Consider the following 26644-nt stretch of genomic DNA (forward strand, 5'->3'; position numbering starts at 1 on the left):
GAACTAGTTCGTGCTGCCGGCCTCGCGGACCAGCGCGTCGATCTCGCGGTCGAGTACGTCGTTGGCCGGCGAGCCGACCCACTTCTTGCGGATCACGCCGCGGGCGTCGATCAGGTACAGCGTCGGGAACGCCCGCACCCGGAACGTCCGCAGCAGGTCGCTCTCGCCGCCGGCCCACCAGTGGGTCCACGGCATCGGCTCCGTCTTCAGGAACTCCGTCAGCGTCTCCTTCTTGTCGTCGGCCGAGATGCTGACCAGCGCGAACGCCTTGCCCTCGAGCCGCTTCACCAGCTCGCGCTCGTGCGGGATCATCGCCCGGCACGGCCCGCACCACGTCGCCCAGATGTCCAGCAGAACGACCTTCCCCTTCAGGCTGCTCAGCTTCGTCTTCTCGTCCTTCAGCCCCACGCCGGTCACGTCCGGGGCCGTCTTGCCGATGCCGAGCGTCTTCAGCGCGGTCAAGTCGTCGCCGGCCATCTTGGCGATGGTGTTCGGCCCGAGGCGGACGTCGCCGGCGTCCTTGGCGGCCTTCTCCAGGTAGTCGATGGCCTTGGTCGTCAGCTCGGTCGCGGCCTTCTCGGTCGGGGCGTCGTCGGCCTGCTCGGCCAGCGCGCTGCCGAGGAAGTACATCGCCGTGCCCTTGGCCTTCTTGTCGGTGGACTTCTCGACGACGGCCTTGAGCAGCTTCTCGCCGGCCGGGCCCATCCGCGGGGCGGTCATGACCAGGTCGGTCAGCTGCGGGTTGTTGAGGTGGTGGTCGGTGATCGCGGCGGCGAGCTTGTCCATGTCCGGGCCGGACGTGCCGAACATGCTGAGCCGGGTGAGGCCGAACTTGGCGGCGTCGAAGGCGACGGCGTCCTTCGGGTTCTCGGCGACGAGCTTGGCGAGCTTGCCGGCGGTGAGGGTGGCGAGCTCCTTGGCCTCGGTGCGGACGGCGTTCTGCTCCTCGCGGTTCTTGGCCGCCTGGAACTTCTTGTTGAGGCCGCCGAACTCCTCGTCGAACGCCTTCTGGATGTCCCGGGACTTGCCGACGCGGGCGGGGTCGGCGGGGCCGTCCTTGGCGTCCTGGGCGTGAGCGGTAAACAGGCCGCAGGCGCAAACGAGCGCGGCGGCGAGGGCCAGACGCATGGGGGAACCTCGGGGGCGGGGGACCGACTCAGGCTACTACGCTAGACGGCCGCGGGGAAGGGTTATTCGCTTCGGCGCGCGCGGGTTGCTTGCCGCCCCGCGGGCCGCGCCCTATGGTACGAGTTCCGACCCGCCCCGGGCGGTCGCCAGTAGTAGGGCCATGCCATGAGCAAGACGTGCGTGTTCACCGGCCGGGTGGTCGGGTTCGGCAACCAGAAGACCTACCGCGGTAAGGCCAAGTACCTCGGCGGCGTCGGCAAGAAGATCACCGGCACCAGCCGGCGGAAGTTCAAGCCGAACCTGCAGAAGGTGAAGTGCGTCATCGACGGCGAGGTGAAGCGGGTGTGGGTGTCGGCCGCGGCCATCCGCAGCGGGCTGGTCGTCAAGCCGGTCAAGGTTCAGCCGTTCAGCACCATCAACGTCTGACGCCCCGACGGCCCGGGGACGGCGGTTCCCGGGCGTTCCGCCCCTGTCCCCGGCTGCGCGCCATGTCCCTGACGCTCGACCAGGTCCGCAAGGTCGCCAAGCTGGCCCGGCTGGAGATGACCGAGGCCGACCTCGGCCGGATGCAGACCCAACTCTCCGCTATTCTCGACTACGTCGATCAGCTGCAGCAGCTGAACACCGACGGCGTCGAGCCGCTGGCCCACCCGCTGCCGGTGCAGAACGTGTTCCGGCCGGACGAACCGCGGCCGTCGCTGCCGGTGGCCGAGGCGCTACGGAACGCCCCCACCCGGCTCGGCGACTACTTCGGCGTCCCGGCCGTGTTCGACTCGGATGAGCCGGTGAGCCATTAGGACAGGAAGCAGAAGGCGGGATTAGCCACAGAGTCACAGAGGGCACAGAGAGAAAGACGGAAGGCAGAGACCGGACAATTCAACGATTTGTCTCCTCTCGGTTTTCTGTCTTCCTCTCTGTGCCCTCTGTGACTCTGTGGCTAATCCGCCTTCATCCCCGCGAGCATCGCCATGAGCCTGATCGAGAAGACCGCCGCGGAGCTGCTCGCCCTCCAGGCCGCGAAGCAGGCCAGCGCCGCCGAGGTCGCCGACGCCTTCCTCGCCGCCGTCCGCGACCGCGAGCCGAAGCTCAAGTCCTTCATGACGGTCGACGAGGCCGACGTCCGCAAGCAGGCCGCCGCCGTCGACGCCAAGCGCGCCGCGGGTCAGCCGCTCGGCAAGCTCGCCGGCGTGCCCGTCGCGGTGAAGGACGTGCTCTGCACGAAGGGGATGCGCACCACCTGTTCGAGCAAAATTCTCGACGGCTTCGTGCCCCCCTACGACGCCCACGTCGTCGAGCGGCTGCGGGCCGAGGACGCCGTCATCCTCGGCAAGACGAACATGGACGAGTTCGCGATGGGCTCGTCCACCGAGAACAGCGCGTACCAGACGAGCCGCAACCCGTGGGACGTGTCGCGCATCCCCGGCGGCTCGTCCGGCGGCAGCGCGGCCGCGGTCGCCGGCTGTCAGGCGCCGCTGAGTCTGGGCACCGACACCGGCGGCTCGATCCGCCAGCCGGCGGCGCTGTGCGGCATCGTCGGCATCAAGCCGACCTACGGCCGCGTGTCGCGGTACGGCCTGATCGCGTTCGCCAGCTCGCTCGACCAGGTCGGCCCGTTCACCCACGACGTGACCGACTGCGCCCTGATGATGGAGGTGGTGTCCGGCCACGACGGCCGCGACAGCACCAGCATCGACACGCCGGTGCCGGCGTACACGAAGACGCTCAACGACCCCATCGCCGGGCTGCGCATCGGCGTGCCGAAGGAGTTCTTCGGCGAGGGGCTCGATTCGGAGGTGGAGGGCGCCGTCCGCGCCGCGCTGATGGAGTACGAGAAGCGCGGGGCGAAGCTCGTGGACGTGTCGCTGCCGCACAGCCCGTACGCGCTGGCGGCGTACTACATCGTGGCGCCGGCGGAGGCGTCGAGCAACCTGGCGCGGTTCGACGGCATGCACTACGGCCACCGCACGAAGGAGAAGGCCGACCTGATTGCGACGTACAGCAAGAGCCGCGGCGAGGGGTTCGGCCCCGAAGTGCAGCGGCGGATCATGATCGGCACGTACGTGCTCTCCAGCGGCTACAAGGACGCGTACTACGTGAAGGCGCTGAAGGTGCGGCGCCTGGTGAAGAAGGACTACGACGAGGCGTTCGAGAAGTGTGACGTGGTGATGGGGCCGACGACGCCGACGGCGGCGTTCAAGGCCGGCGAGAAGTCGGGCGACCCGCTGGCGATGTACCTGTCGGACGTGTACACGGTGTCGTGCAACCTGGCCGGCATCCCGGGCGTGAGCATCCCGTGCGGGTTCACGAAGGACAAGCTGCCGATCGGGTTGCAGCTGCTGTGCCCGCCCTTCGAGGAGGAGCGCATGCTGCGGGCGGCGCGGATGTACGAGGCCGCGACCGACTGGCACACCCGCCGGCCGGCGGTGTAGAATCGCAGAATGAGTACCGCCACCTTGTTGCCGCCGCCGGCTGTCGGCCCAGTCGCGTTGCCGGTTGCGCCTGGTCCTCTCGCGGCCCCTCGGGGCCGGTTGCTCACCGTCGCAGACTTGGCGGCCCTCCCGGCCGATCTCCCGTCCGGCAGTGTGTCCTGGGAACTTCTGGACGGAGTGCCAATCCTCATGTCCCCGCCGGGCTACCGACACGGCCGGGCGGCCGCGCGGTTCGTGATCGAGTTGCACGCCCAGTGCGAAGTCCCTGGCCTGGGTGAGGTCGGCGACGAGGTCGGGGTCATCCTCCGCCGCAACCCGGATCGGGTGGCCGGACCCGACGCCGTGTTCCTGCTGCGGGCGTCGCTTCCCGCCCGGCTGTCGCCCGAGGGCTATCTCGAAACCGTCCCCGAGATCGTGGTCGAGGTGCGGAGCAAGAACGACACCGGCCCGGAAGTCGTGGCGAAGGTCGGGGAGTACCTCGCGGCCGGGGTGAAGGCGGTCTGGGTGGCCGACCCCGACGACCGGACGGTCGCCGTCCACACGCCTGGCGCTGCGCCGGTGGTGCTCGGCCCGGCCGACACCCTCACCACGCCGCTCCTCCCCGGGTTCACCGTCCCGGTCGAGCGCCTGTTCCCACCCGTAGCCGGCTAATCCTTTTCCTTGCCGGCGGTCGGGCGGGGCGCGATAATCGCCCCGGGCGTCGACTCGCTCCGCCCGTTCCCCTCCCGAGGAGTGTATCCGTGACAAAGCTGCTCAGCGGCCTGTGCGCCGCGGCCCTGGTCGTCGGCCTGGCCGGCACCGGCGGCGTGACCACCGCCCAGGACAAGAAGGACACCAAGAAGGACACCAAGACCGCACCCGCCAAGGGCGGCACGATCGAAATCAACGAGAGCAAGGACGGCAAGTTCCGGTTCACCGTCCGCGACGCGGAGGGGAAGTACCTCGGCGGCAGCGCCACCGGGTACGCCACCAAAGAAGACGCGGCGAAGGCCGTGGACGCCCTCAAGGCCGCGCTCGGCAGCGCCAAGATCGAGTACGGCAAGAGCAAGTAGTCGAGCCTGGGAGCCGGCCGCGTCTGGGGTCGGAGCGCGCCGTACGCCGGGCGTTCCGACCCCAGATGGGGCCGGCTCGTAAGCGCTCGCGCAACTCCACGTCTGTAACGCCCCCGTAACCACCCCCACGTCCCGCGCTTCACGCCCGCCCGCCGCCGGGTAGGATTCCCCGCACGAGCGGGAGGATCTCTCATGCGTTACGGGTGTCTGGCGGTCGCCGTCGCGGCCGCGGTCGGGTGCGGGCAGCTCGGCAGCACCACCGCCACACCGAAGGGCGGCGCGGCCGTCCGGTCCGGAAGCGGGACCGGTTCGGCCGACGCCGCCCCCGCGGTGCCGTGGACCGACGCCCTCCAGGCCGCGGCCGACGGCGAGGTCGCATTCGCCCTCGACCTGTACGCCCGCCTAACCGCCGCGGAGAAGGGGAACGTCTTCGTCTCGCCGTACAGCATCCACGCGGCGCTGGCCCTCACCGCCACCGGCGCCGTCGGCGCCACCCGCGACCAGCTGGCGAAGGCGCTGCGGCTCCCGCCCGGCGACGGCGGCCCCGCCGCGGCCGGCGACCTCGGCCGCTACTACGCCCGGCCGCGGCCCGACTTCACCCTCGCCGTCGCCAACGCGGTGTGGGGCCAGGCCGGCTACCCGTGGCGGCCCGAGTGGAAGGCGCTGGCCGCCGAGCGCTTCGGCGGCGGCTTCCGCGACGCCGACTTCCGCGCCAGGCCCGCCGAGGAGCGCGCCCGCATCAACGCCTGGGTGTCGGAGCAGACCCGGACGCGCATCCCGGACCTGCTCCAGCCGCCCCACGTCACCGACAGTACCCGCATGGTCCTCACCAACGCCGTGTACTTCGACGGCAAGTGGACCGACGCCTTCCCGAAGCACGCGACGCGGCCGCAGCCGTTCACCACGCCGACGGGCAAGGTGCAGGCGCCGCTGATGACCGTGGAGGCCCACTTCCGCTACGCCGAGGGCGGCGGCGTGCAGGTGGTGGAGCTGCCGTACCGCGGCGGCGAGTTGTCGATGCTGGTGATCCTTCCCGCGAGCGGCGAGCCGAAGCTGACGGCCGAAGCGCTGAAGGGGTGGGACGCGACGCTGAGCCGCGAGCTGGTGCGGGTGACGCTGCCGAAGTTCAAGCACACGCTGCGGGCGCAACCGCTCCCGCTGCTGCGCGACATGGGCGTGGTGGACGCGCTGAGCCCGGCGTCGGCCGACTTCGGGCGGATGCTGGCGGGCAAGCCGGAGGAGCCGATCTTCGTGGCGAACGTGGTCCACCAGGCATTCGTGGACGTGACCGAGGAGGGGACGGAAGCCGCGGCGGCGACGGCAGTGGTGAACAACGCGCCGAGCCCGCCACCGCCGCGGCCGAAGGTGTTCCGGGCGGACCGGCCGTTCGCCTACCTGATCCGCGACACGCACAAGGGGACGGTGCTGTTCGCCGGGCGGGTGGTGAGCCCGTAACCGCCGCTCGCGGCGGCGGCGCGCGAAGCCGCAACGTAACCACCCGAGTTGCCGCTTGCGGCTTCGCGCCGCCGCGGCTACGGCAGCTTCAGCGCGATCTGGTAGATCGCATCCACGTCCAGCACCGCGGCGTTCGACTCGAACAGGCTCCGCACCGCCGCCTTGTGCGCTTTCATCTTCGTGTCGCCGACGCCGATCGCGCCGTAGCAGACCACCCCGTCGCGCTCCTTGCCGCGGTCGCCGACCTCCACGCCCTCGATGCCGGCCGGCGGCACCGCGTTCAGGTCGATCACCACGCGCAGGTCCCGGGCCGCGTCGCGCAGCTTCTTCGGCAGCAGCACCGCCCCCGCCGCGCCGGCCGCCACCACCAGCCCGCGACCCTCCAGCGCCCGCGGGCCGTCCGAACTGGAGCCCACCGCCACCGCCTCGACGCGCGCCTTCGGCACGTGCCGGCGGATCGCCTCGCACACCGCCTCGGCCTTGTCCTTCGTCCGCGAGCCGATGCGGACGTGGCCGCCGTGCCCGGCCAGCAGTTGCGCGACGCGCTGCCCCACCGGCCCGGTGCCGCCGAGTACCAACGACTTCGTCTGCTCCAGATCGACGTGCCGGCCGGCGGCGCGGACGGCGGCGGCGGCCGTCGTGTTGGCGCCGTTCGAGTCGAGCATCACGGACACGGTCATGCCGTACTGCGGGATGAGGTGCTTGCGTACCTCCGCGAGCACCGCCTCACCGGCCGCCACGTCCGAGCCGCCGACGAAGATCGCCGTGCGATGCAGGTCTTTGGGGCCGCGGGTGAAGATGCACCCGTGGACCAGCGGCATCACGTTCTCGGGCTTCACGCCGCCGTAGGTGAACAGGTGCTGCACTCCGGCGTCGACGGCGACGACGCGGTCGAACACGCTCGGGAGCGGGTCGGTGTCCAGTTGGAGGAGGATGGTGGCTTTGTCGGACATCGGGACGTGGTGGTGTGAGGGGAAGGCGAGCGGCCGGCGTGAGGCGGCTGTTTCTTGAAGCGCCGCTGGCGCTTCAAGAAACAGCCGCCTCACGCCGGCCGCTCGCCGGGTCCGGTGTCACTCGAACGGGTGCTTGGTTTCCTTCTTGGCGATGATCTCGTCGATGGTCGGGGTCTTGGCCATGGCGTGCTTGATGGCCAGCTTGGTGGCCTCGTAGTTGTTCTTGTAGATCTTGGCGTTGCTGTTCGCCGACCCGGCGATGAACACGCCGCACACGATCACCCAGTCCTCGGCCTTGTCCTTCGGCAGGGTGCCATCGACCACGCTGTCCACGACTGCCCGGGCGACCGCGGCCTGGGCAGGGCCGAACATCTGCATCACCTGCTTGCCGCCCTTGAGCGTCACCTTCGTGATCATCACCGTGGCCGGCTTGCACACGATGTTCGGCGACACGACCGCCAGCAGGTTGGTGTGGCCGGCGCTCTGGTTGGACAGGGCGTTGGCGAACGCCGTCCCGACCGGGCCGTCCTTCGGCCCGATGAGCAGGTCGATGTGGGCGACGTTGTCCAGGTCGCTGCCTTCGATGACCAAGCCTTCGCCGACGTACATCACGGACATGGGGAGGCGCCTCCGGGGCGGGGGAACGGGGGTGTCACGGTTGGTCGCTGGCGTAGGTTTACTTCCACGGCTGCGGACGGCAACCGCAAACCCGGAGGCGCACCGTGGATTGGCTGACTCACCCGGTGGTGCTCCTGGCCGTCGGCGGCGGGGCGGGCGCGAACGCCCGCTTCTACCTCGGCCGGTGGGTCGCCGAGTGGCAGCTGCGGCACGGCGGCGTCAGCTTCCCGTGGGGCACGTGCGTCATCAACGTGACGGGGTCGGCGCTGCTGGGGTTCCTGGCGGCGGCGTGCCTGGGAAGTGCCGACCCGGGCCGGCGGGCTTGGTACCTCCTGCTCGGCACCGGCTTCTGCGGCGGGTTCACCACCTTCTCGACGTTCAGCGTCGAGGCGCTGGACCTCATCCGCGAGGAGCGGATTGGGGCGGCCGTGGTGTACGTGCTGGGCTCGGTGCTGGCCGGGCTCGGCGCCGCGGCGCTGGCGATGCGGGCGGGGCGATAGACTGACGGTAACCTCGAGACCTCGCGCATGACCTCCCACGGCTTCCTCCGCGCCGCCGCCGCCACGCCGGAGCTCGTCGTCGCCGACCCGGCGGCCAACGCCCGCCACACGATCGCGCTGCTGGCGGAGGCCGAGGCCCGGGGCGTGAGCCTCGTCGTCTTCCCCGAGATGGGCCTGACCGGCTACACCTGCGGCGACCTGTTCCACACCCGCACCCTGCCCCGGGCCGCCGACGAGGCACTGGCGGAAGTCCTCGCCTTCACCGAATCCGGCTTCCGCGGCGTCGCCGTCGTCGGGCTGCCGGTCGTGCTCGACGGGCAGCTGTTCAACTGCGCCGCCGTGCTCAACGGCGGCAGCGTCCTCGGCGTCGTGCCGAAGGCGTACCTGCCGAACTACAAGGAGTTCTACGACGCCCGCTACTACAGCCCGGCCGCGAACGCCGTGTCGAAGTACGCGGCCGTCGCGGGCCGGCACGCCCCGTTCGGCACCGACCTGCTCTTCGTGTGCGAGAACGTCCCCGACTTCGTGCTCGGCGTCGAGGTGTGCGAAGACCTGTGGGTGCCGGTGCCCCCGAGCTGCCACCTCGCTCTGGCCGGGGCGACGGTGCTGGCGAACCTGTCGGCCAGCAACGAGGCGATCGGCAAGGCCGGCTACCGCAAGCAGCTGATCGGCTGCCAGAGCGGCCGCTGCCTCGCGGCGTACATCTACGCCGCCGCCGGCGTCGGCGAGTCCACCACGGACCTCGTCTTCGGCGGGCAAAACGTCATCGCCGAGAACGGCGCCGTCCTCGCGGAAGCGCCGCGGTTCCGGCGCGACGGCTCCCTCACCGTCGCCGACCTCGACCTCGACCACCTCCGGCACGACCGCGTCCAGACGAACACGTTCAACGACAGCCGCCGCGACCACGCCCGGCTGGTGCGCCGCGTGTCGTTCGCGCTCGACCCGGCGCCGCGCACCCCGGACCTGCGGCGGTTCGTGGACGCGGCTCCGTTCGTGCCCAAAGACCCGGCCACGCTCCACGAGCGGTGCGACGAAATCTTCCACACCCAGGTCGCGGGCCTCGCCAAGCGCCTCACCGCGTCCGACACGCAGGCCGTGTCGATCGGCGTGTCCGGCGGCCTCGACTCGACGCTCGCCCTGCTCGTGGCGTGCAAGACGTTTGACGCCCTCGGCCGCCCGCGCGGCGGCATCCGGGCGCTGACGATGCCGGGCTTCGGCACCACCGGTCGCACCCTGGCGAACGCCCGCGCCCTGATGGCGGCGCTCGGCGTGGGCGTGCGGGAGGCCGACATCCGCGGCCTGTGCCTGGAGCAGATGCGGGCCCTCGGCCACGCCCCGTTCGGCCTGCCGCTGGCGGGGGAAACCGTCGAGACGCTCGGCGAGAAGCTGCGCCACCTCCCCGCGGACCGGCGGAACGACCTGGTCTTCGAGAACGTGCAGGCCCGCGTCCGCACCAGCCTGCTGATGAACGCCGGGTTCGTGGTCGGCACCGGCGACCTGTCGGAGCTGGCGCTCGGGTGGTGTACCTACAACGCCGACCACATGAGCATGTACAACCCGAACGTGAGCGTCCCCAAGACGCTGGTCAAGTTCCTGGTCGGCTGGGCCGCCGACCACGAGTTCGACGGCGCCACCCGCGGCACCCTTCACGACGTGGTCGGCACCGAGATCTCGCCCGAGCTGCTGCCCGTGGCCGCGGACGGCACGGCGACGCAGCCGACGGAGGCGACGGTCGGCCCGTACGAGCTGGTGGACTTCTTCCTGTACCACCTGCTGCGGTGGGGCGCGGAGCCGGCGAAGGTGCTGTTCCTGGCGCGGCACGCGCGCTTCTCGCGGCCCTACACGGCGGCGGAGGTGAAGGCGTGGCTGGTGGTGTTCCTGCGGCGGTTCTTCGCGAGCCAGTTCAAGCGGAGCTGCCTGCCGGACGGGCCGAAGGTGGGGTCGGTGAGCCTGTCGCCGCGCGGCGACTGGCGGATGCCGAGCGACGCCGCGGCGCGGGCGTGGCTGGCGGCCGCGGAGTCGGCGTGACGCCCGGCGAGCCGGGGGCGGACGCCCCCGGCTCGCCGGACTTGCTTACCCCCACGTCACCAGGCCGGGCTCGAACAGGTGCGGCAGGTCGGCGTGCTTCGGCAGCACCCGCACCCCGAACCCGAACTGCCCGCTCGCCGAGCACGGCACCTTCCCGGCGTACGTCACCAGGCCCGCCCCCGAGCCGTTCTTCGAGAACGACCCCTCCGGCAGCAGCGCCATCGCCCGCGGCTCGGTGATCTCGCCCAGCGCGCCCAGCACGCCGTAGCACAGCTGCACCTCCACGTCGTCCGGGTGGAACGACCCCAGCTGCACCCGCACCGTCACCGGGAACGCGCCGCCGACGCGGTGCGTCGCCCCCGCCGGCGCCTCCACGCCCTCCACCCGCACCTGGCCCCAGTCGCCGCCGACGCGCTTCCGCCACCCGGCCAACGCCTTCGCCGCCGTCAGGTGGTTCGCCCCCAGCTTGGCGTACCGGCGGTGGCTCGGCAGGTAGCACCGCTCGGCGTACTCCTCCACCATCCGGTTCGTGTTGAACACCGGCACGCACGTCATGATCGACCGCTTCATCCGCCGGATCCAGCCGCGCGGCAGGCCGTCCGCCCCGCGGGTGTAGAACAGCGGCACCACGTCCTGCTCGATCTGGTCGTACAGGCTGCGGCTCTCCACCTCGTCCTGGTACGCCAGGTCCGTGTACTCCTCGCCGGCGCCGATCGCCCAGCCGTTGTCGCCGTCGTACCCCTCCACCCACCACCCGTCGAGGATGCTCAGGTTCAGCCCGCCGTTCACCGGCACCTTCATGCCGCTGGTGCCCGAGGCTTCGAGCGGCCGGCGCGGGTTGTTCAGCCACACGTCCACGCCCTGGACGAGGTACCGGGCGACGTTCATGTCGTAGTCTTCGAGGAACACGACCCGCCGCCGCAGCTCCGAGCGGCGGGCCATCTGCACGACGCGGGCGATCAGCTCCTTGCCGCCCTGGTCCTTCGGGTGGGCCTTGCCGCTGAAGATGAACTGCACCGGCCGGTCCTTGTCGTTGACCAGCTTCACGATCCGCTCGATGTTCCGGAAGATCAGGTCGCCGCGCTTGTACGTGGCGAACCGGCGGGCGAACCCGATCGTCAACGCGTCCGGGTCGAGCACCTCGTCGGCGGCGTCCACCTCGCTCGGCGGCGAGCCGCGGCGCTTCAGCTGCGCCTTCAGCCGCTGCCGCGCGAAGGCGACGAGCCGCTCGCGGCCGCGCTCGTGGGTGCGCCACAGCTCGGCGTCGGGGATGTGCTCGACGCGCTTCCACACGGCGTAATCCGTCGGCTTCGCCTCCCACTGCACGGCGAGGTAGCGGTCGTACAGCTGACCCACCTCCGGCGACAGCCAGCTCTGGGTGTGGACGCCGTTGGTGATGCTGGAGATCGGCACCTCGTCGGCCGGCAGGCCCGGCCAGATTTCGTGCCACATCTTCCGGGACACGCTGCCGTGCAGCTTGCTCACGCCGTTCGAGGTGTTGGCCAGCTTGAGCGCGAGCACGGTCATGCCGAACGGCTCGCCGTCGTTGGTCGGGTGCTGGCGGCCGAGCGCGAGCAGGCCGGCGCGGTCCACGCCCATCGCGGCCATGTACCCGCCCAAGTACTCGTCGATCATGACGACGGGGAAGGCGTCGTTGCCGGCGGGCACCGGCGTGTGGGTGGTGAAGCAGGTGCCGGCCTTGACGAACTCGGCGGCGGCCGCGAAGTCGAGCTTGTGCTCCTCCATCGCCACGCGGACGCGCTCCAGGGCGGCGAACGCGGCGTGCCCCTCGTTCATGTGGACGACGGTGGGCACCACGCCGACGGCCCGCAGGGCGCGGATGCCGCCGATGCCGAGGATGATCTCCTGCTGGATGCGGGTGTGGTGGTCGCCGCCGTACAGCTGCGCCGTGATGGCGCGGTCCTCGGGGCGGTTCTCGGGGATGTTGGCGTCGAGCAGGTACAGCGGCACCCGGCCGACCTGGATGTGCCAGATCTTCAGCTTCAGCTCGCGGCCCGGCAGCGGCACCGACACCAGCACGGGGTTGCCGGCGGCGTCCAGCTGCGGGATCAGCGGCAGGGTGAAGAAGTCGTTCTCGGGGTAGCGCTCCTGCTGCCAGCCGTCCACGTTCAGGTACTGGCGGAAGTAGCCCTCGCGGTACATGAGGCTGACGCCGACGAGCGGCAGGCCGAGGTCGCTGGCGCTCTTGAGGTGGTCGCCGGCGAGGACGCCGAGGCCGCCGCTGTACACGGGCACGCTCTCGTGGATCCCGAACTCGGCCGAGAAGTAGGCGATCTTCAGGTCGCCGTCGGTGGCCCCGTGCGCCTCGCGGAACCAGGTCGGCGCCTTGAGGTAGTGGTCGAGCGCCGCGGCGACGCGGTCCATGTGCGCGAGGAAGCCGTCGTCCCCTTCCAGTTCGACGAGGCGGTCCTGCGACGTGGCGGCCAGCAGCCGGATGGGGCTGTGGTCGAGCATCTCAAACAGGTCGGGGTTGACGCGGCGGAACAGCGCGACGGCGTCGGCGTTCCAGCACCACCACAGGTTGTAGGCGAGCGTGTTGAGAGGCTTGAGACGCTCCGGGATGCTGGGCAGGACCGTGTACGTGCGGATCGAGCGACCGGGCATGAAGACCCCCGAAGAACGCGTGGTAGCCGGTCGGTCGGGAGATGGCCCGCGAACCGGGCCGACCAGTCCGGTAGAACTGGGGTAGTTTAGAGAGACTGGAACGGCGATTCAATTCGGACTGCGGTGTCGGCGGAAGTGGTTGCGGAGTAGCAGGATAGTCCCCGAAGTCGGCCCCGCAAGGGCTCGGAGCGTTCGATTCCCCCGGACCCCTTACGGGGCCGGCTCCGGGGGCGTGACCACGGTCCCTTCCGGCGGGCAGCCGGCGTCGAGGTAGCCTTGCAGGATTAGCTGCGCCGCCACGCGGTCGCGGCGCTCCTTCCGCTGCTTCGGGTTCAGCTTCGCCAGCCGCAGGAAGTCCTCGGCCGCGGCCGTCGTGCAGCGCTCGTCCCACCACACCACCGGAAGGCCGGTCACGCCCGCGAGCCACGCGCCGAACACGCGCGACTCCTTCGCCTTGATCCCCTCCTCGCCGCCCGTGTGGAGTGGTAGCCCGACCACCACCCCCACCACCCGCTCGGCGGCGACCAGTTTGGCGAAGTACGGTCCGTCCAGCGCCGGCCCGCGGACGACGTACGTCTCCAGCGGCGACGCGACGAGCCGGTCGGGGTCGGACACGGCCAGCCCGATCCGGACGGTGCCGGGGTCGAAGCCCAGGAGTCGTCCCGGGGACTTTGGGACGGGGGGACTCAGGGACGCAGGGACGGAAGTCGAGCCCGCTTCCTCCGTCCCTGAGTCCCTGAGTCCCTGAGTCCCTGAGTCCCTGAGTCCCCCAGTCACAGGTAGCGCTCCAGGCCGCGGGCGCGGATCGCGTCCACCAGCTTCTTCACCTCGCCCTCACGGTCCTTCGACGCCACCAGCGTCGCGTCGCCGTTCTGGATGATGATCAAATCCGTCACCCCCAGCGTGCCGACGAGGTGCCCGGCGTCCGACACGATCACGCAGCCGCCCGTCTCGACGCCGACGTGCAGCCCCTGTACGGTGTTCCGCGCCGCGTCCTGCGGGTTGCGACGCTCCAGCGCCAGCCAGCTCCCCACGTCGTCCCACTGGTACGGGGCGTGGAGCACCAGCACCTTGCCGGCCTTTCCCGCGTCCTGCATCACCGCGTAGTCGATGCTCACCTTCTCGGCGGCGGCGTACTCGGCGCGGAACACGCGGTCGAAGTCGGGCGTGCCCCACGCCGCGGCGATGCGCTGTACCGTGTCGTGCAGCGTCGGCTTGTTCGCCCTCAGCTCGCCGAGCACGGCCGCGGGCTTCCACACGAAGATGCCGGCGTTCCACAGGTGCCGGCCGCCCACGACGTACCTCTCGGCCGTCGCATCGTCCGGCTTCTCGACGAACGCCGCCACCTTCGACGCCTGCACGCCCTGCCGCGTGCCCGCGCCGCCGGCGAGTTCGATGTAGCCGTAGCCGGTGCTGGGGAACGTCGGCGGGATGCCGAACGTCAGCAGCGACGTGGGGTTCTCGTTCGCCAGCTGCTCCGCGGCGTGGACGGCGCGGTGGAACTCGGCGACGGGCTCGATGACGTGGTCGGCCGGCATCACGATGATGGTCGCGTCCGGGTCGTCCTTCGCGATGATCGCCGCGCCGAGGCCGACGCACGCGGCGGTGTCGCGGCGGGCCGGCTCGCCGATGACGTGGCTCGCCGGCAGTTCCGGCAGCTGCGCCGCGCTGTCGGCGACGTAGGCGTCGCCGGTGAGGACCCACGTTCGTTCAGGCGGCACTTGCGCCGAGATGCGATCGACCGTTTCCTGCAGCAGGGTGCGGTCGCCGGCGAAGGAGAGGAACTGTTTGGGCCGGCGGTCGCGGCTGCGCGGCCAGAACCGGGTGCCGCCGCCGCCGGCCATGATCATCGCGTGGAGCATCGGGCGTGGGGTCCTTAGCGCAGGTGGGTCGGGCCGGTGACGGCGAGGCCAGGGGGAATCTTCGAGCGCAGCTCGGCCGCGTCAAGCGCCAGCAGCGGCGACACCTCGACCGCGTGGCCGTGCGTCGTCACGCCGGCCGCCTCCAGCCAGCCGGCGTGTAGCGCGATCAGCGCGGCGCGCACCGTCTCGGGCGAGTCGGGGCCGGTGGCGTTCTTCAGCGGCGCGAACTCCTCCGCCCGCGGCGTCTCGACCGTCAGCCACCGCTCGGCCATCGGCAGCGCGTCGAATACGAACAGCTCGAACTTCAGCGCCTCGACCTCGCCGCCGGCCGTCGGCACCGTCTTGCGCGCCAGGTGGTACGCCAGCCCGCCGCGGCCCGTGACGCGGCCCAGGAACGGCACCGAGAACAGGTGAATCGCCGGGCTGCCGGCGCGGAACCGCAGGCGGCCGTCGGCCTCGCGCTCGGCCGCCATCTCCGCCGGCAGGTCGGAGTACTCGATGATGCCGCAGCGGCCGTCGACCGCCGCCAGGATGCCGACCTTCTCGCCCGGCTGCTCCTTGAGGACCACCTTCGACGACACCTCGGCCGCGGCCGCGAGGTGCCGGCCGACGAAGCCCGGGTCGCAGACCTTCACCAGCGGGTTGTCCACCTGAAAGTAGAAGACGTGCTCCACGCCGCGCGTCCGCAGGTCGGCGAGCAGTCCGGTCTCGGCCAGCGCGGTGAGCGTGCCGCCGTGGCCGTTCGGGCTCTCGAAGAGTTTGCCCGGCCGCTCCAGGATCAGCCGCCCGGTCGCCCGCTCGACCGCCGGCATCGTCCCCTGCTGGAAGAACACCACGTCGGGTTCCGCGAGCCCGAAGAAGCGCTCGGCGCGGAAGTAGGCCTCGGTCTCGGCGTGGGTGGCGGGGCTGGTCATGACCAGCAGCGGGACCGGCTTGCCGTAGCGACGCGACAGCGCCAGCACCTTCTCGGCGTGAATCCGGAACAGGGTCGCGCCGCTGACCGGGCCGACGGGGTACATCCCCTTCGGCTGGTCGGAGCCGAGCCGCGTCCCCTGCCCGCCGGCGACCAGCAGCGCCGCCACCGCCCCGGCGCGGAGGGCCGCCTCGCCACGGGCCACGGCTTCGGCGGTCGCCGGCGCTTCGAGCGGCACGGGGGCGATGCGGTGGCGCGGCGGCAGCGCGGCGTGCGGCTCGTCCTTGCGGCGGTAAAGCGCGTCCAGTTCGCCGAGGTCGATGCCGGCGAGTTGCGCGACGAGCGCGCCCCGGTCCGCCGGCGCGAGGGCGTCCCAGCCGGCGAGGACGTGCTCCTGGCCGTGGGCCGCGAGGCGGTGCCGTAGGTCGGGGGGGACGTGGGTCATGGGTGCGCTACGCCGCGAGCGGCGGAAGAATTAGAACTCGAACTCGAGCCCGTCGTACCCCAGCTCGACGCCCGGCGGCAACCCCGCGCTGATCGCGTCGTGGTCCATCAAGTGCCCGAGGTGCGTCAGGTACGCCCGCCGCGGCTGCACCCGGTCGATCACCTCCAGCGCCTGCTCCAGGCTGAAGTGCGACGGGTGCGGCTTCAGCGGCCGCAGCGCCCCGAGGATCAGCACGTCCAGCCCCTCCAGCAGCGGCCAGCTCCGGTCGGGGATGCCGCTCACGTCGGTGCAGTAGGCCAGGTTCCCGACGCGGAAGCCGTACACGTGGAACCGGCCGTGCGCGAACGGGATCGGCGTCACGAGTTCGCCGCACGCCGCGAACGGGGTGTCGTCGATGCGGCGGAACTCGACCTTCGGTACGACGCCGACGGGGATGTCCTCGCTGCCCGGCTCGAAGGCGTAGGAGTACACCCGCCGGACCACCTCCTCGGTGTCGGCGTCGCAGTACAGCGGCAGCGGCGCCTTCAGCAGCAGCGGCATGAGCCGCAGGTCGTCGAGGCCGAAGACGTGATCGACGTGGTAGTGCGTGTAAACGACGGCGTTCACCAGCCCGACGCCGGCGCGGACGAGTTGCAGCCGCACCTCGGGGCTGGTGTCGATGAGGATGGTGCCGCCCGGCGCCTGGATGAGGGCCGAGGTGCGGAGGCGGTGGTTCTTCGGGTTCGGCGAGCGGCAGACGGCGCAGTCGCAGCCGATCATCGGCACCCCGACGGAGGTGCCGGTGCCCAGAAAGGTGAAGGTCCGGCCCGCGCTCATGGCGGAATTATAGCCCGCCGGCGCCGCCGAATGACGAATGACGAATGACGAATGACGGCGGGCGATTTCGTCATTCGTCATTCGTCATTTCCTACCGCCCCCAGTGCTCGGCCGGGGCGCCGTACTTGTCGCGCGGGTCGCGCGACGTCGGCCCGGTCAGTTCCACCGGCTTGTACCCGCCGGTGGCGGCGAAGTAGAGGATCAGCAGCAGGAACCCCGCCGCCAGCACCGCCGGGATCGCGGCCGTCCACTTCAACGCCGTCTTCGCCCCGTACGTCCGGGCCTCGTCGAGCGGCTTCTGGTCGGTCACGAAGTTCGGCCGGCCCTCCGCCTCCCACCACGACTTCAGCTTCGACAGCGACTCCTTCAACTTCGCCTCGACCGGCTTCCCCTCCTTCTCCTGCTCGGCGATCGTCGCCAGGTCGGCGTCGAGGGTCGTCGGCTTGGCGTCCGGCTTGCGCACGCCCTTGTCGTCCGTCCCGGCGGCGTAGTCGTCGAACACCTTCAGCTTGGCGTTGTCCAGCCCGGCCACCGGCGGCGCCTCCGCCGGCGCCAGGTCGGTCACCAGCGGGAACCCGGACGGCTCCGGCGCCTTGTACCGGGCGTACGTCGCCGGCGACGTGGCGGTGATCTTCTCGACCGCGAAGTAGTCCTGCTTGTAGCCGATGCCGGGGCTGCCGAGGAGGCCGGCGGCGAGCATCCCGGTGCCGCCGCTGAGGCCCAGCGCCAGCGCCCCGCCCTTCGGGAACCGCTCCGAGATCACCCCCAGCAGCGTCGGCCAGTAGAACGTCTTGCCGATGCCGTACACGGTCACCGCGAGCACCCACGGCACCACCGAGTCGGTGAACGGCAGCCCGAGCATGAACAGCCCGGCGGTGCCGAGCAGGGCGCTCACAAACAACAGGCCGATCGGGTTGATCTTGTGGACGATCGGCCCGGCGAAGAACCGCAGGGTGAACATCAGCAGGTTCGTCCAGATGAACACCATCAGCGCCGTGTTCTGGTTCACCAGCACCCGCTCGGTGATGTTCGTGATCCAGCTGTCGGTGCCGAGCTCGACGTACCCGACCAGGGCGTGCATCACGTACAGGAACAAGATCAGGATGCTGCCGAACGCGAACCGGGTGGCGCCGGCGTAGGCCAGCCACACGGCGCCGGCCCCGGCCCACCCGAGCCACGCCGGGAACTCGACGTTCACCGCCTTGCTGATCATCGGCAGGATCTGCGTGTTCAGCGTCAGCCCGAACAGCCCGACGGCGGCGGCGACGCCGACCATGCCGATCGTCCCCATCTGGTCGGGCATCGACACCCCGGCGGTGTCGGCCTCGGACCGCGGGAAGGGGCGGTTGAACATCATCAGCCCGTACGCCAGCACCGGCACCAGGAACACGCCGAGCTTGTACTCCCAGCGGATCGTCTCGCCCGAGTAGTTGAACCCGAGCAGGATGACGGCCCCGAGGATGAGCCCGAGCGGCCAGCCGGCGTGGAGGATGTTCAGCCAGTGCGTCTTGTTCTTCGGGAACAGCGTGGCGGTGAGCGGGTTGATGACCGCCTCACAGGTGCCGTTGCCGAACGCGAACAGCCACATGCCGAGGTTCAGGCACGTGAACGCGGCGGTCTTGCCGTAGGCGTTGTAGACCGGGGTGGCGGCGAACGTGAGGATGGCCGACGAGGCGTGGAGCAGGAAGGCGACGGCCATGAGCCGGCCGTACCCGAACCGGTCGGCGAGGAAGCTGAAGAAGATGATGGCGAGCCCGAAGCCCCACAGGCCGCCGCCGTTGATGGTGCCGAGTTCGGCCTGGGTGAAGCCGAACTGCTGCCCCCAGTCTTTCACGATCGCCCCGCGGACGGAGAACCCGATGCCGGCGGCGATGAGGGTGGCGAAACTCGCCCAGAACAGGATGCGGTCGTTCAGGCTCGGCCGGTCGGCCGAGCGGGTGGCGCCGTTCACGAAACGACTCCGGGGGGAGGGTGGGGGTGCGTGGTAAAGCGGCGAGTATAACCGCGGGTGCCCGTGAGTGTTTACGAAAAACCCGGTGGGTGGGCGAGTTACCGACGGGAGCGAAAACCCGGCGTCGCGCGTGACAGGTGAACAAATGTAAACTACGTCTTGGTAGAGTCAAGGAATTCTGTTCACCCGCCTCACCGACCGCCAGCGAGCGACGCTTCCCCCTTGCACCCGCCGGCCGCCGCGGTATACCCGGGCCTCCCGAACTTCTGCCGCCGAGGACGCGTGGGCATGGACGCCACAGCCCGGTTCCGCCGCACGCTCGGCCTCGTCGCGCTGCTCGCCGGCTGTCAGGCCGCCGCCGCCGACCGCCCCGTCGGCCGCGCCCAGAGCCCCGACGGCCCGCTGCCCCCCGTTGCGCCACTCGCCCCGGCCGCCCCCGTCGCCCCGGCCGCCCAGCCCGCCTCATTCACCGCGCCGCCGGTCAAGGCGGCCGCCGCGGCCCTCGCCGGCGACCCGCGCATCAAGGTCGTCGCGCTCGTCGGCCTGCGCAACACCGTCACCGAACAAGAGGTGTGGGAGGCGGCCCGGCAGCGCGTGCAGGACTACATCAACGTCGTGGACGGCCCCGGCGGCAAGCAGACGGTCGTGAAGGACGACGCGAAGGCGAAGGAAGTTTACAACGACGAGCTGAAGCGGATCGTGGAGCGCGAGCTGGTGCTGGAGGAGATGGAGGCGAAGCTCAAGAAGGCGGGCAAGGCGGCGGTGATGGACGACATCAAGGACTTCGCCGGCAAGCTCGCCGACCGCAAGCTGCGCGACTTCAAGAGCCGCACTAAGGCCAAGACCGACGACGACTTCCGCGCCGCGCTGGCCGTGATGGGCCTGACGCCGGGCGTGGTGAAGCGGCAGATCGAGCGGCAGGTGATGGCCGACGAGTACGTCCGCAACAGCCTGAAGGACCGCGGCCGGACGGTGAGCCTGGGCGACGTGCGCCGGTACTACGACGAGCACCCGGACGAGTACTCGCGGCCCGAGGCAGTGGCGTGGCAGCACATCTTCATCAGCGCCGCCCGCTTCCCGACGCGCGAGGCCGCCCGCCAGCACGCCGAGAAGGTGCGCGCCGAGGCGGCGGCCGGCGCGAACTTCGAGGCGCTGTGCAAGCAGCACGACCACGGCATCGCGGCGAACCAGCGGGCCGAAGGCGTGGGCCACAAGCGCGGCGAGATCCAGCCGGCGGAGCTGGAGCCGGTGGTGCTGGCGACGCCGGCCGGCGGCGTGGCGGCGGTGGTGGAGACGCCGCCGGGGTACCACATCGCCAAGGTGGCGACGCGGCAGGAGGCGGGCCGGCTGCCGTTCACGGTGCAGGTGCAGGACGACATCCGCGAGAAGCTGATGCGGAAGATGCAGGAGGCGGAGTACAAGCGGATCGTGGGCGAGTTGTGGCAGCGCGGCGTGGTCCACTTCATCTCCACCCCGTGACACCGGTCGTGGTGACGGGGATTTGTGCGTCCGTCACCCCCTGCCCCTTCCCGCACACATGTGTCTAATTTTATGCACAAGGCGGGGGCATGAGCCCCCGCCAGTCGCATTTTAAGTTCAAACTCCAAAATCGTTTACGGCTTTCCAACCGCATTTTTGCAGGTCAAGGGTGTCCGTCGAAGTTGTGTCGGATAACAATGGGGGGGTCGCCCGGAACCCCCTCACGGAAAGAGCACCCTGATGACGGTTCGCGCCCTCCTCGCCCTCGCCCTCCTGACCGCCCTCACCCTCGACTCCGAAGCCGGCCCGTTCCGCCGGCGGTCGCAGCCGAGTTCACCGGCCCCCAGCTACCAACCCACCTACCAACCCCCCTACCAACCCCCCTACCAACCCGCCTCGGTGGAATCCGTCACGAGCACGAGTCACTACACGCCGATCGCGGCGACCGACTCCGTGAGCGGCGACGGGCTCGACGAGGTGAACGCCCTCCGCGCCGCGCGCGGGCTGCGGCCGTTCGCCCGTGACGCGGCGCTGACGGAAGGTGCCCGCGCGTGTGCCGCGGCCCGTGCGGCGCGCTTCCAGTTCGGCCACACGTCGAACGACTTCGCGTTCCTGCCGCCGGGTGCGGCGGCGAGCGCGGCCGGCTGCGCCGCCTACCCGGCGTCCTACGGGTGGATGAGCTGCTGCGTGTACGACGGCGGCACCACCGCCGGCGCCGCGTGGGTGGCCGGCGCCGACGGCAAGCGCTACATGCAGCTGTTCGTGCGCTAACGGGATCGGCGAGCCGGGGCCGGACGCCCCCGGCTCGCCAACATCACATCTTCTGCACGGGCGGGATCGGCCCCTTCGCCCCGCCCCAGTCCGTCGGCCGGTAGCGGATGTCCAAGTGCGGCGTCTCCACCCGCACGCCGCCGCGGTGCTTACTCGTCATCACCGCGTCCAGCACGCCGGTCGTCAGCAGCGTCCGCTCCACCGGGTACGGGGCGTGGCCCGTGCGGACCAGCGAGTCGATCGCCTTCGTCAACTCGGCGAAGTGCGCGAACGGGTCGGGCTGTTGCAGGTAGAACTGGCACGCCACCGGGTCGCGGCCGCGGACCTGGCCGGCGAACACGAACGCCCCGCCGTCGCCCTCGTGGACCCAGCCGTTGGGCATCACCACGAACGCCCGGAACCCGTCGCGGTACTCCACCTCGAACGTCCCCGCGTCGCGCGCCTTCGCCGTCAGGTCGCGGACGTCGCCCTGCGCGTGCGCGGGGACGCGCCGCAGGCCCGCTTCGAGCAGCGGCTTCGTCCAGGCGTGGCGGTCGAGTGCGGCCCACATCGCCGGCCCGGTGTGGCACGTCACCGCGCTCACGCCCGTCTCCTCGCGGCCGCGGCGCTCGACCATGCACTGCAACCCTTCAAGCGCGTGGAAGCCGTACCCCTCGAACGGGCCGTAGCCGATCTGCACGGCGCCGACCAAATCACAGCCGCGCGGCAGTTCCAGCTCGGGCTTGCGCCAGGTCACGGGGATGCTCGATCCCGCGAGGAACGGCACCATCAGCCGGCGGGCGGTGTCGTACATCCACTTCGCGTCGTCCCACGTCGCCGCGAGGTGCTTGTCGTTGAACACCGGCACCGACTTCTTGGTGCGCTCGAAAACGGCAGCGATTTCCGCGAAGAAGCGGCGGCGCGGGTAGAGGAGCTGGCCGCGGTCGTTGGTCGGGTACTGGCCGTGCTCACCGATCGACAGCACGCCGTCCACGGCGAGCGTGTCGGTGCCGAGGGTGAGTGCTTCGCTCACGGTGTTGCAGATGCGGAAGCCGTGGCGCTTCGCCAGCTCGCGGCTCATGTCGGTCTTGGGCACCTGGTCGGTGACGAGCGACACGAGTTGCAGGTCGGGGCGGGTGCCGTCGGGGTAGCCGCCGAGGAGGTTGCGGAGGATGACGTCGGCGTGCGACCACCGACGGTACTCGGTGACGACCGCGGCGACCTTCTTCGGGGGCATGGGGGCTCCACAGTGCCGGGTCAGGCGATGATCGCGCGGATCGGCGCGCCGTGGTCGATGTCCAGCCGCTTCCGGCCCGGCACCTCCAGCCGCCGGCTGTCGAGGCCGAGCTGGTGCAGGATCGTGGCGTGCACGTCGGTCACGTAGTGGCGGTCCTCGACGGCGTGGAAGCCGATCTCGTCCGTCGCCCCGTGGACGACGCCGCCCTTCAGCCCGCCGCCGGCCAGCGCCACGCTGAACCCGTAGACGTGGTGGTCGCGGCCGTCCGCGCCCTGCGTGCCGGGCGTGCGGCCGAACTCGGTGGCGAACACCACCATGGTGTCGCGCAACAACCCCGTCCGCTTCAGGTCGGCGAGCAGCCCGGCGACGGGCTTGTCCACCGCGAGGCAGTTGCGCTGGTGGTTCGCCTTCAGGCCGCCGTGCGCGTCCCACACGCCGGCGCCGCCGGCGCCGTGCTGCACCTGGATGAAGCGGACGCCGCGCTCGACCAGCCGCCGGGCCGCGAGCATCTGCATGCCGAACTCGCGCGTCTCGGCGCGGTCGATGCCGTACAGCTTCTTCGTCTCCTCCGTCTCGGCCGCGAAGTTCAGCACCTCCGGCAGCGACCGCTGCATGCGGAAGGCCAGCTCGTAGCTCCGCACCCGCGCGTCGAGCGCCGGGTCGGCCGGGTACTCGACGCCGCGGAGCCGGTTCAGCCGCTCGGTGAGCGCGAAGCCGGCCCGCTGTTCGGCTTCCGTGATCGGGCCTTCCGGTCGGCCGTAGTCGAGCGGGTTGGCGGGATCGACGCGGACCGGCACGGCGTCGTGGGCGGGGCCGAGGTAGTGGCCGTCCTTGAGGTTCCAGTACTCGCGGCGGCCCATGCTGACGAACTGCGGCAGGTTGTCGTTGAGCGACCCGAGGCCGTAGTGGACCCACGCCCCGAGCGTCGGGTACTCGCCGTCGAGCATGTGCCGGCCGGTGTGGAACTGCGTCTGGGCGCCGTGGTTGTCGTCCGTCGTCCACATGGAGCGGACGACGGCGAGGTCGTCGGCCCGGTCGCGGAGGTGCGGCAGCCAGTCGCTGACCTCGATGCCGGACTGCCCGCCGCGGGCCGAGCCCACTTGCAGCGGGTAGAGGCGGTTGCGCTGCTGGCCGTTGGCGTCGTTGACGACGGTGACGCGGTTGAGGGCGAGCTTCGCGGGGTTCTGCGTGTCGGCGAACGGCGTCTCGGCGATGGTCTTGCCGGCGTACTTCGTGAGCATCGGCTTGGGGTCGAACGTCTCCATGTGGGACACGCCGCCGTTCATGAACAGCCAGATGACGGACTTGGCCTTGGGGGTGAAGTGCGGCCGGCCGGTGGGCGGCGCCCACGGCGCGGCGGGGTCGGCGCGGCCGTCGCGGTGGAGCATGGCGGCGAGGGCGAGGCCGGTGAACCCGTGGCCGAGGTCGGCGAGGAACGCGCGGCGGTGCATGAGAGGCGCTCCGGAGGATAGCCGCAAAAAAGCACAAAAGACACAAAAAGGAAGACCACAAAATTCAGGTCGCGGACAGCGATTCGGACATCACGTACTTCTTGACAAAGAATCGCGGGGCGCCGAAGTTCACGAACAGGCCGTGTTCGAGCCGCGACGAGCGAAGGTAGCCGAGGAGCTGGGCGACGTGCTCGTCGGTCGTCGTCCGCACCGCCTTCGACTCGACTACCAGAATTCCTTCGACGAGGAGGTCGGCGAAGAAGTCGCCGAGGGGTGTCCCGTCCTCGTCGTACACGTCGATCGGGCGCTGCGTTTCGACGTGGAGCCCCTGCTTACGAAGTCGGTGCGCCAACCCACGCTCGTAAACCTTCTCCTGGTGTCCGTTCTTGAGGTACGAGTGGAGCGCGAACCCAGTTTCGCGGACGATGTCGCACAGCTCGAAGACCGTCCCCCACGGCTTCATGGCTCCCCCCTCCGTTCCTGTCTTAACCCTCTTGGTCTTCCTTTTTGTGTCTTATGTGCCTTTTTGCGGCCAACCGGCTTGCTCCGCTATCACCTCACGGTGACGAAGTCGTTGTGGTTCACCAGCGCCTGCACGAGCAGCGCCCGCGCCCGGCGGGTGCGCTCGGCCGGGGCGCCGCCGTTCGCGGCCCGCAGCTCGGCCAGCCCCTCGACGCACGCCGTCAACTCGGCCGCGCTCGGCGTCGTGCCCAGCACCGTCTCGAACGCCGCCGTCACAAACGCCGCGTCGTCGGCCGCGGGGATGCGCCCGGCGATCTTCCCCGCCGCGCCGATGGCGAAGCCGCTGTTCCACAGCGCCAGCGCCTGCTGCGGCACCACGCTCTCGGTGCGGCGGTAGCAGTCCAGCACGTTGGCGTCGTCGAAGATCGACAGCAGCTTGTGGTGGTCGTTGTGCGACTGGAAGAAGTACATCGCCCGCCGCCGGCTCGTGTCCTGCTCGGCCAGCGGGATCGGCGGACCGCCGCGCGTCAGGTCCAGTTCTCCGCTCAGGTGCAAGAGGCTGTCGCGGATCGTCTGCGCCGTCATCCGCGTCGGGTTCATGCGCCACAGCTTGCGGTTCTCGGGGTCCGCCGCGGCGCTCGCCTCCGCCCCCTTCGCCGAGGAGGACAGGCGGTACACGCCCGACGTGACGACGACGCGGTGGAGGTGCTTGAACGACCAGCCGTGCTCCATGAAGTCGGCGGCGAGCCAGTCGAGCAACTCGGGGTGGGTCGGGGCGGTGCCCTTGCGGCCGAAGTCGAACACCGTCGGCACCAGCGGCTGACCGACGTGCCGCAGCCAGACGTGGTTCACGACCACGCGGGCCGTCAGCGGGTTGCTGCGGTCCGTCAGCCAGCGGGCGAGCGCGGTGCGGCGGCCGGTGCTCGTGGTCGGGTACGGCCGGGCCTTCGCGGCGGCGTCGGTGTCCAGGTTCGACTCGCGGGTGCGGACGGCGCCGGGGAAGCGCTGCGCCAGTGCCGGCGGCGGCACTGTGCCGGCCTTCGCGTGCCCCTCGAACTCGCGCGCCGCGGCGAGCGCGTCGTCGGCCGCCTTTGTGGCCTTCTCCAGCGCCAGGACCACGCCGAGCGACGGCCCGCCGACCACCGCTTGCGCCTTCGCCGCGGCGCGCGCTCGCAGCTTCGCGGCGTCCGCCGCGGCCGACGCCTTCGCCACGTGCGCGGCGGCGATGTCGGGCCGCAGCCCCGGCTGCACCGCCAGCAGCGGCAGCTTCACCGGCTCGATCGTCAGCCCGGTCGGCGCCAGGAAGCGCGGTAGGCCCGGCTCGACGACGCGGGTCTTGTCAGGGGTGCGCTCGTCGCCGCGGACGTGGAACGGCGTCTTGGCGTCGGGGTTGGCGTCGAACGCCCGCGCCAGCCCGGCCTTCACCTCGTCGAGGTCGGGCGTCAGGTCGGTGCGGAGCTGGTACGGCTCGAACACGGCGCGAAGGCGGTAGTAGTCCGTCTGCGTCACCGGGTCGTACTTGTGGTCGTGGCACTTGGCGCAGTTCGTCGTCAGCCCCATCAGCCCCTTGCCGGTGTGCTCGACCACCTCGTCGAGCCACGTCGTGCGGTTGAACAGGAAGTACGGCCGGGCCAGGTAGCCGGTGGCGCGGAGCTTCAGCGGGTCGGTCGGGTACAGCTCGTCGGCGGCGAGCATCTGGCGGACCATCTCGTCGTAGCCCACGTCGGCGGCGAACGCCTCCACGGCCCAGTCGCGCCACCGCCACACGTGCCGCTGACTGTTGCGGAGCTCGGCCCCGAGCCCCCACCAGTCGGAGTAGCGCCAGATGTCCAGGAAGTGCCGCGCCCAACGCTCGCCGTACTGCGGCGACGCCAGGAGTTCATCGACGACGCGCTCGTAGGCGTCGGGGCGGGCGTCGGTCTCGAAGGCGGCTTGCTGCGCGGGCGTCGGCGGGAGACCGATCAAATCCAGGTAAACGCGCCGCAGCAGGACGCGCTTGTCGGCGGGGCCGACGGGAGTGAGCTTGCCCCGGCCGGCGACCACGAAGGCGTCGATCGGGTTGCCCGCGGCCGGCGGCGTCGGCTTCACGACGGGTCGGAACGCCCAGTGGTCGCGCGGGTCGGGCTCGGGGCGGTCGTCGGCGGGCACCTTCGCCCCGCCGTCGATCCACGCCCGCAGCTTCGCCACCTGCTCGGCCGTGAGCGCGTGCCCCTCCGGCGGCATCCGCGTGTCGTCGGTCGCGGTCACCCGCGCGATCAACTCGCTTCCCGCGGCCTTCCCGGGAACGACGGCGCCGGCGGCGGTCATGGCGGCGCCGGTGTCGAGGCGGAGTTTGGCCTTCTGTTGCAGGACGCCGTGGCAGGCGTAGCAGCGCTCGCGGAGGAGCGGCTGCACGTCCTTGCGGTAGTCCTGGGCGACGGCCGGCGACGCGGCGGCGAGCAGCGCCAGGGCGGCGAGGGGAGTCCGCATGGGGCGGGTCCGGGGCGGACG

General features: G+C 70.9%; 23 protein-coding genes. 10 read left to right on the top strand and 13 right to left on the bottom strand.

The genetic code is table 11. From position 1 onward, the window contains the following. Positions 1-3: 3 nt before the first annotated feature. Positions 4-1128, bottom strand: coding sequence for a TlpA family protein disulfide reductase (locus tag ETAA1_RS25600; RefSeq protein ID WP_145243342.1), 1125 nt, complete (start codon positions 1126-1128; stop codon positions 4-6). Positions 1129-1293: 165 nt separating this feature from the next. Here ETAA1_RS25600 and rpmB point away from each other — a divergent pair, with 165 nt between their 5' ends. The 6 genes from rpmB to ETAA1_RS25630 all read left to right on the top strand — a co-directional run bounded on the left by rpmB (position 1294) and on the right by ETAA1_RS25630 (position 6064). After that, positions 1294-1554 carry a 50S ribosomal protein L28 gene (gene rpmB, locus ETAA1_RS25605; protein WP_145243344.1) on the top strand — a complete coding sequence of 87 codons (261 nt, stop codon included), beginning with the start codon at positions 1294-1296 and terminating at the stop codon, positions 1552-1554. A 62-nt stretch (positions 1555-1616) separates the two neighbouring features. Continuing rightward, positions 1617-1925 carry an Asp-tRNA(Asn)/Glu-tRNA(Gln) amidotransferase subunit GatC gene (gene gatC / locus ETAA1_RS25610; protein WP_145243346.1) on the top strand — a complete coding sequence of 103 codons (309 nt, stop codon included), beginning with the start codon at positions 1617-1619 and terminating at the stop codon, positions 1923-1925. Positions 1926-2096: 171 nt separating this feature from the next. Continuing rightward, a complete protein-coding gene (gene gatA, locus ETAA1_RS25615; protein ID WP_145243348.1) occupies positions 2097-3557 on the top strand; it encodes an Asp-tRNA(Asn)/Glu-tRNA(Gln) amidotransferase subunit GatA in 1461 nt (486 codons plus the stop codon). Positions 3558-3566: 9 nt separating this feature from the next. Further along, a complete protein-coding gene (locus tag ETAA1_RS25620; protein ID WP_145243350.1) occupies positions 3567-4208 on the top strand; it encodes a Uma2 family endonuclease in 642 nt (213 codons plus the stop codon). Between the two features lie 89 nt (positions 4209-4297). Further along, the gene (locus tag ETAA1_RS25625; protein WP_202920403.1) at positions 4298-4609 is read left to right on the top strand and encodes a YegP family protein; all 312 of its coding nucleotides are present in this window, start codon (positions 4298-4300) and stop codon (positions 4607-4609) included. A gap of 192 nt (positions 4610-4801) precedes the next feature. Further along, a complete protein-coding gene (locus ETAA1_RS25630; RefSeq protein WP_145243354.1) occupies positions 4802-6064 on the top strand; it encodes a serpin family protein in 1263 nt (420 codons plus the stop codon). Positions 6065-6141: 77 nt separating this feature from the next. Here the strand turns inward: ETAA1_RS25630 and ETAA1_RS25635 are convergent, their stop codons facing one another. After that, positions 6142-7017 carry an NAD(P)-dependent methylenetetrahydromethanopterin dehydrogenase gene (locus tag ETAA1_RS25635; RefSeq protein ID WP_145243356.1) on the bottom strand — a complete coding sequence of 292 codons (876 nt, stop codon included), beginning with the start codon at positions 7015-7017 and terminating at the stop codon, positions 6142-6144. A 117-nt stretch (positions 7018-7134) separates the two neighbouring features. Continuing rightward, positions 7135-7635, bottom strand: a complete 501-nt coding sequence (gene fae, locus ETAA1_RS25640) for a formaldehyde-activating enzyme (protein ID WP_145243358.1) — start codon at positions 7633-7635, stop codon at positions 7135-7137. A 104-nt stretch (positions 7636-7739) separates the two neighbouring features. Between fae and crcB the strand changes: the two genes are divergently transcribed. Continuing rightward, positions 7740-8135: a fluoride efflux transporter CrcB gene (gene crcB / locus ETAA1_RS25645; protein ID WP_202920404.1), complete on the top strand. Its 396-nt coding sequence runs from the start codon at positions 7740-7742 to the stop codon at positions 8133-8135. Between the two features lie 27 nt (positions 8136-8162). Beyond that, positions 8163-10163 (top strand): NAD(+) synthase, encoded by a 2001-nt coding sequence (locus ETAA1_RS25650; RefSeq protein WP_145243360.1) that lies wholly within the window; start codon positions 8163-8165, stop codon positions 10161-10163. A 45-nt stretch (positions 10164-10208) separates the two neighbouring features. Here ETAA1_RS25650 and glgP read toward each other — a convergent pair whose 3' ends face one another. The 6 genes from glgP to ETAA1_RS25680 all read right to left on the bottom strand — a co-directional run bounded on the left by glgP (position 10209) and on the right by ETAA1_RS25680 (position 18775). Further along, positions 10209-12788 (bottom strand): alpha-glucan family phosphorylase, encoded by a 2580-nt coding sequence (gene glgP / locus ETAA1_RS25655; protein ID WP_145243362.1) that lies wholly within the window; start codon positions 12786-12788, stop codon positions 10209-10211. A gap of 210 nt (positions 12789-12998) precedes the next feature. After that, a complete protein-coding gene (ruvX, locus tag ETAA1_RS25660; RefSeq protein ID WP_145243364.1) occupies positions 12999-13565 on the bottom strand; it encodes a Holliday junction resolvase RuvX in 567 nt (188 codons plus the stop codon). Continuing rightward, complete coding sequence (locus tag ETAA1_RS25665; protein WP_145243366.1) at positions 13562-14650, bottom strand: mannose-1-phosphate guanylyltransferase; 1089 nt, start codon at positions 14648-14650, stop codon at positions 13562-13564. Before ETAA1_RS25665 ends, ruvX begins: the two co-directional genes overlap by 4 nt. 14 nt (positions 14651-14664) lie before the next feature. After that, positions 14665-16008: a UTP--glucose-1-phosphate uridylyltransferase gene (locus ETAA1_RS25670; RefSeq protein ID WP_145243368.1), complete on the bottom strand. Its 1344-nt coding sequence runs from the start codon at positions 16006-16008 to the stop codon at positions 14665-14667. A 30-nt stretch (positions 16009-16038) separates the two neighbouring features. Continuing rightward, the gene (locus tag ETAA1_RS25675; RefSeq protein ID WP_145243370.1) at positions 16039-16824 is read right to left on the bottom strand and encodes an MBL fold metallo-hydrolase; all 786 of its coding nucleotides are present in this window, start codon (positions 16822-16824) and stop codon (positions 16039-16041) included. A 91-nt stretch (positions 16825-16915) separates the two neighbouring features. Further along, positions 16916-18775 carry an MFS transporter gene (locus ETAA1_RS25680; RefSeq protein ID WP_145243372.1) on the bottom strand — a complete coding sequence of 620 codons (1860 nt, stop codon included), beginning with the start codon at positions 18773-18775 and terminating at the stop codon, positions 16916-16918. Between the two features lie 288 nt (positions 18776-19063). Between ETAA1_RS25680 and ETAA1_RS25685 the strand changes: the two genes are divergently transcribed. Continuing rightward, entirely contained in the window at positions 19064-20254 is a 1191-nt protein-coding gene (locus tag ETAA1_RS25685) for a peptidylprolyl isomerase (RefSeq protein ID WP_145243374.1), read from the top strand. Between the two features lie 240 nt (positions 20255-20494). Then, positions 20495-21025, top strand: coding sequence for a hypothetical protein (locus ETAA1_RS25690; RefSeq protein WP_145243376.1), 531 nt, complete (start codon positions 20495-20497; stop codon positions 21023-21025). A gap of 43 nt (positions 21026-21068) precedes the next feature. Here ETAA1_RS25690 and ETAA1_RS25695 read toward each other — a convergent pair whose 3' ends face one another. The 4 genes from ETAA1_RS25695 to ETAA1_RS25710 all read right to left on the bottom strand — a co-directional run bounded on the left by ETAA1_RS25695 (position 21069) and on the right by ETAA1_RS25710 (position 26623). Then, positions 21069-22241: a hypothetical protein gene (locus tag ETAA1_RS25695; RefSeq protein ID WP_145243378.1), complete on the bottom strand. Its 1173-nt coding sequence runs from the start codon at positions 22239-22241 to the stop codon at positions 21069-21071. Positions 22242-22261: 20 nt separating this feature from the next. Next, positions 22262-23692: a DUF1501 domain-containing protein gene (locus ETAA1_RS25700; protein WP_145243380.1), complete on the bottom strand. Its 1431-nt coding sequence runs from the start codon at positions 23690-23692 to the stop codon at positions 22262-22264. Positions 23693-23756: 64 nt separating this feature from the next. Next, positions 23757-24155, bottom strand: coding sequence for a GxxExxY protein (locus tag ETAA1_RS25705; RefSeq protein ID WP_145243382.1), 399 nt, complete (start codon positions 24153-24155; stop codon positions 23757-23759). Between the two features lie 89 nt (positions 24156-24244). Then, positions 24245-26623, bottom strand: coding sequence for a PSD1 and planctomycete cytochrome C domain-containing protein (locus ETAA1_RS25710; protein WP_145243384.1), 2379 nt, complete (start codon positions 26621-26623; stop codon positions 24245-24247). Between the last annotated feature and the right edge of the window lie 21 nt (positions 26624-26644).

Origin of the sequence: Urbifossiella limnaea (genome assembly GCF_007747215.1) — a bacterium.
GTDB classification, from domain to species: domain Bacteria; phylum Planctomycetota; class Planctomycetia; order Gemmatales; family Gemmataceae; genus Urbifossiella; species Urbifossiella limnaea.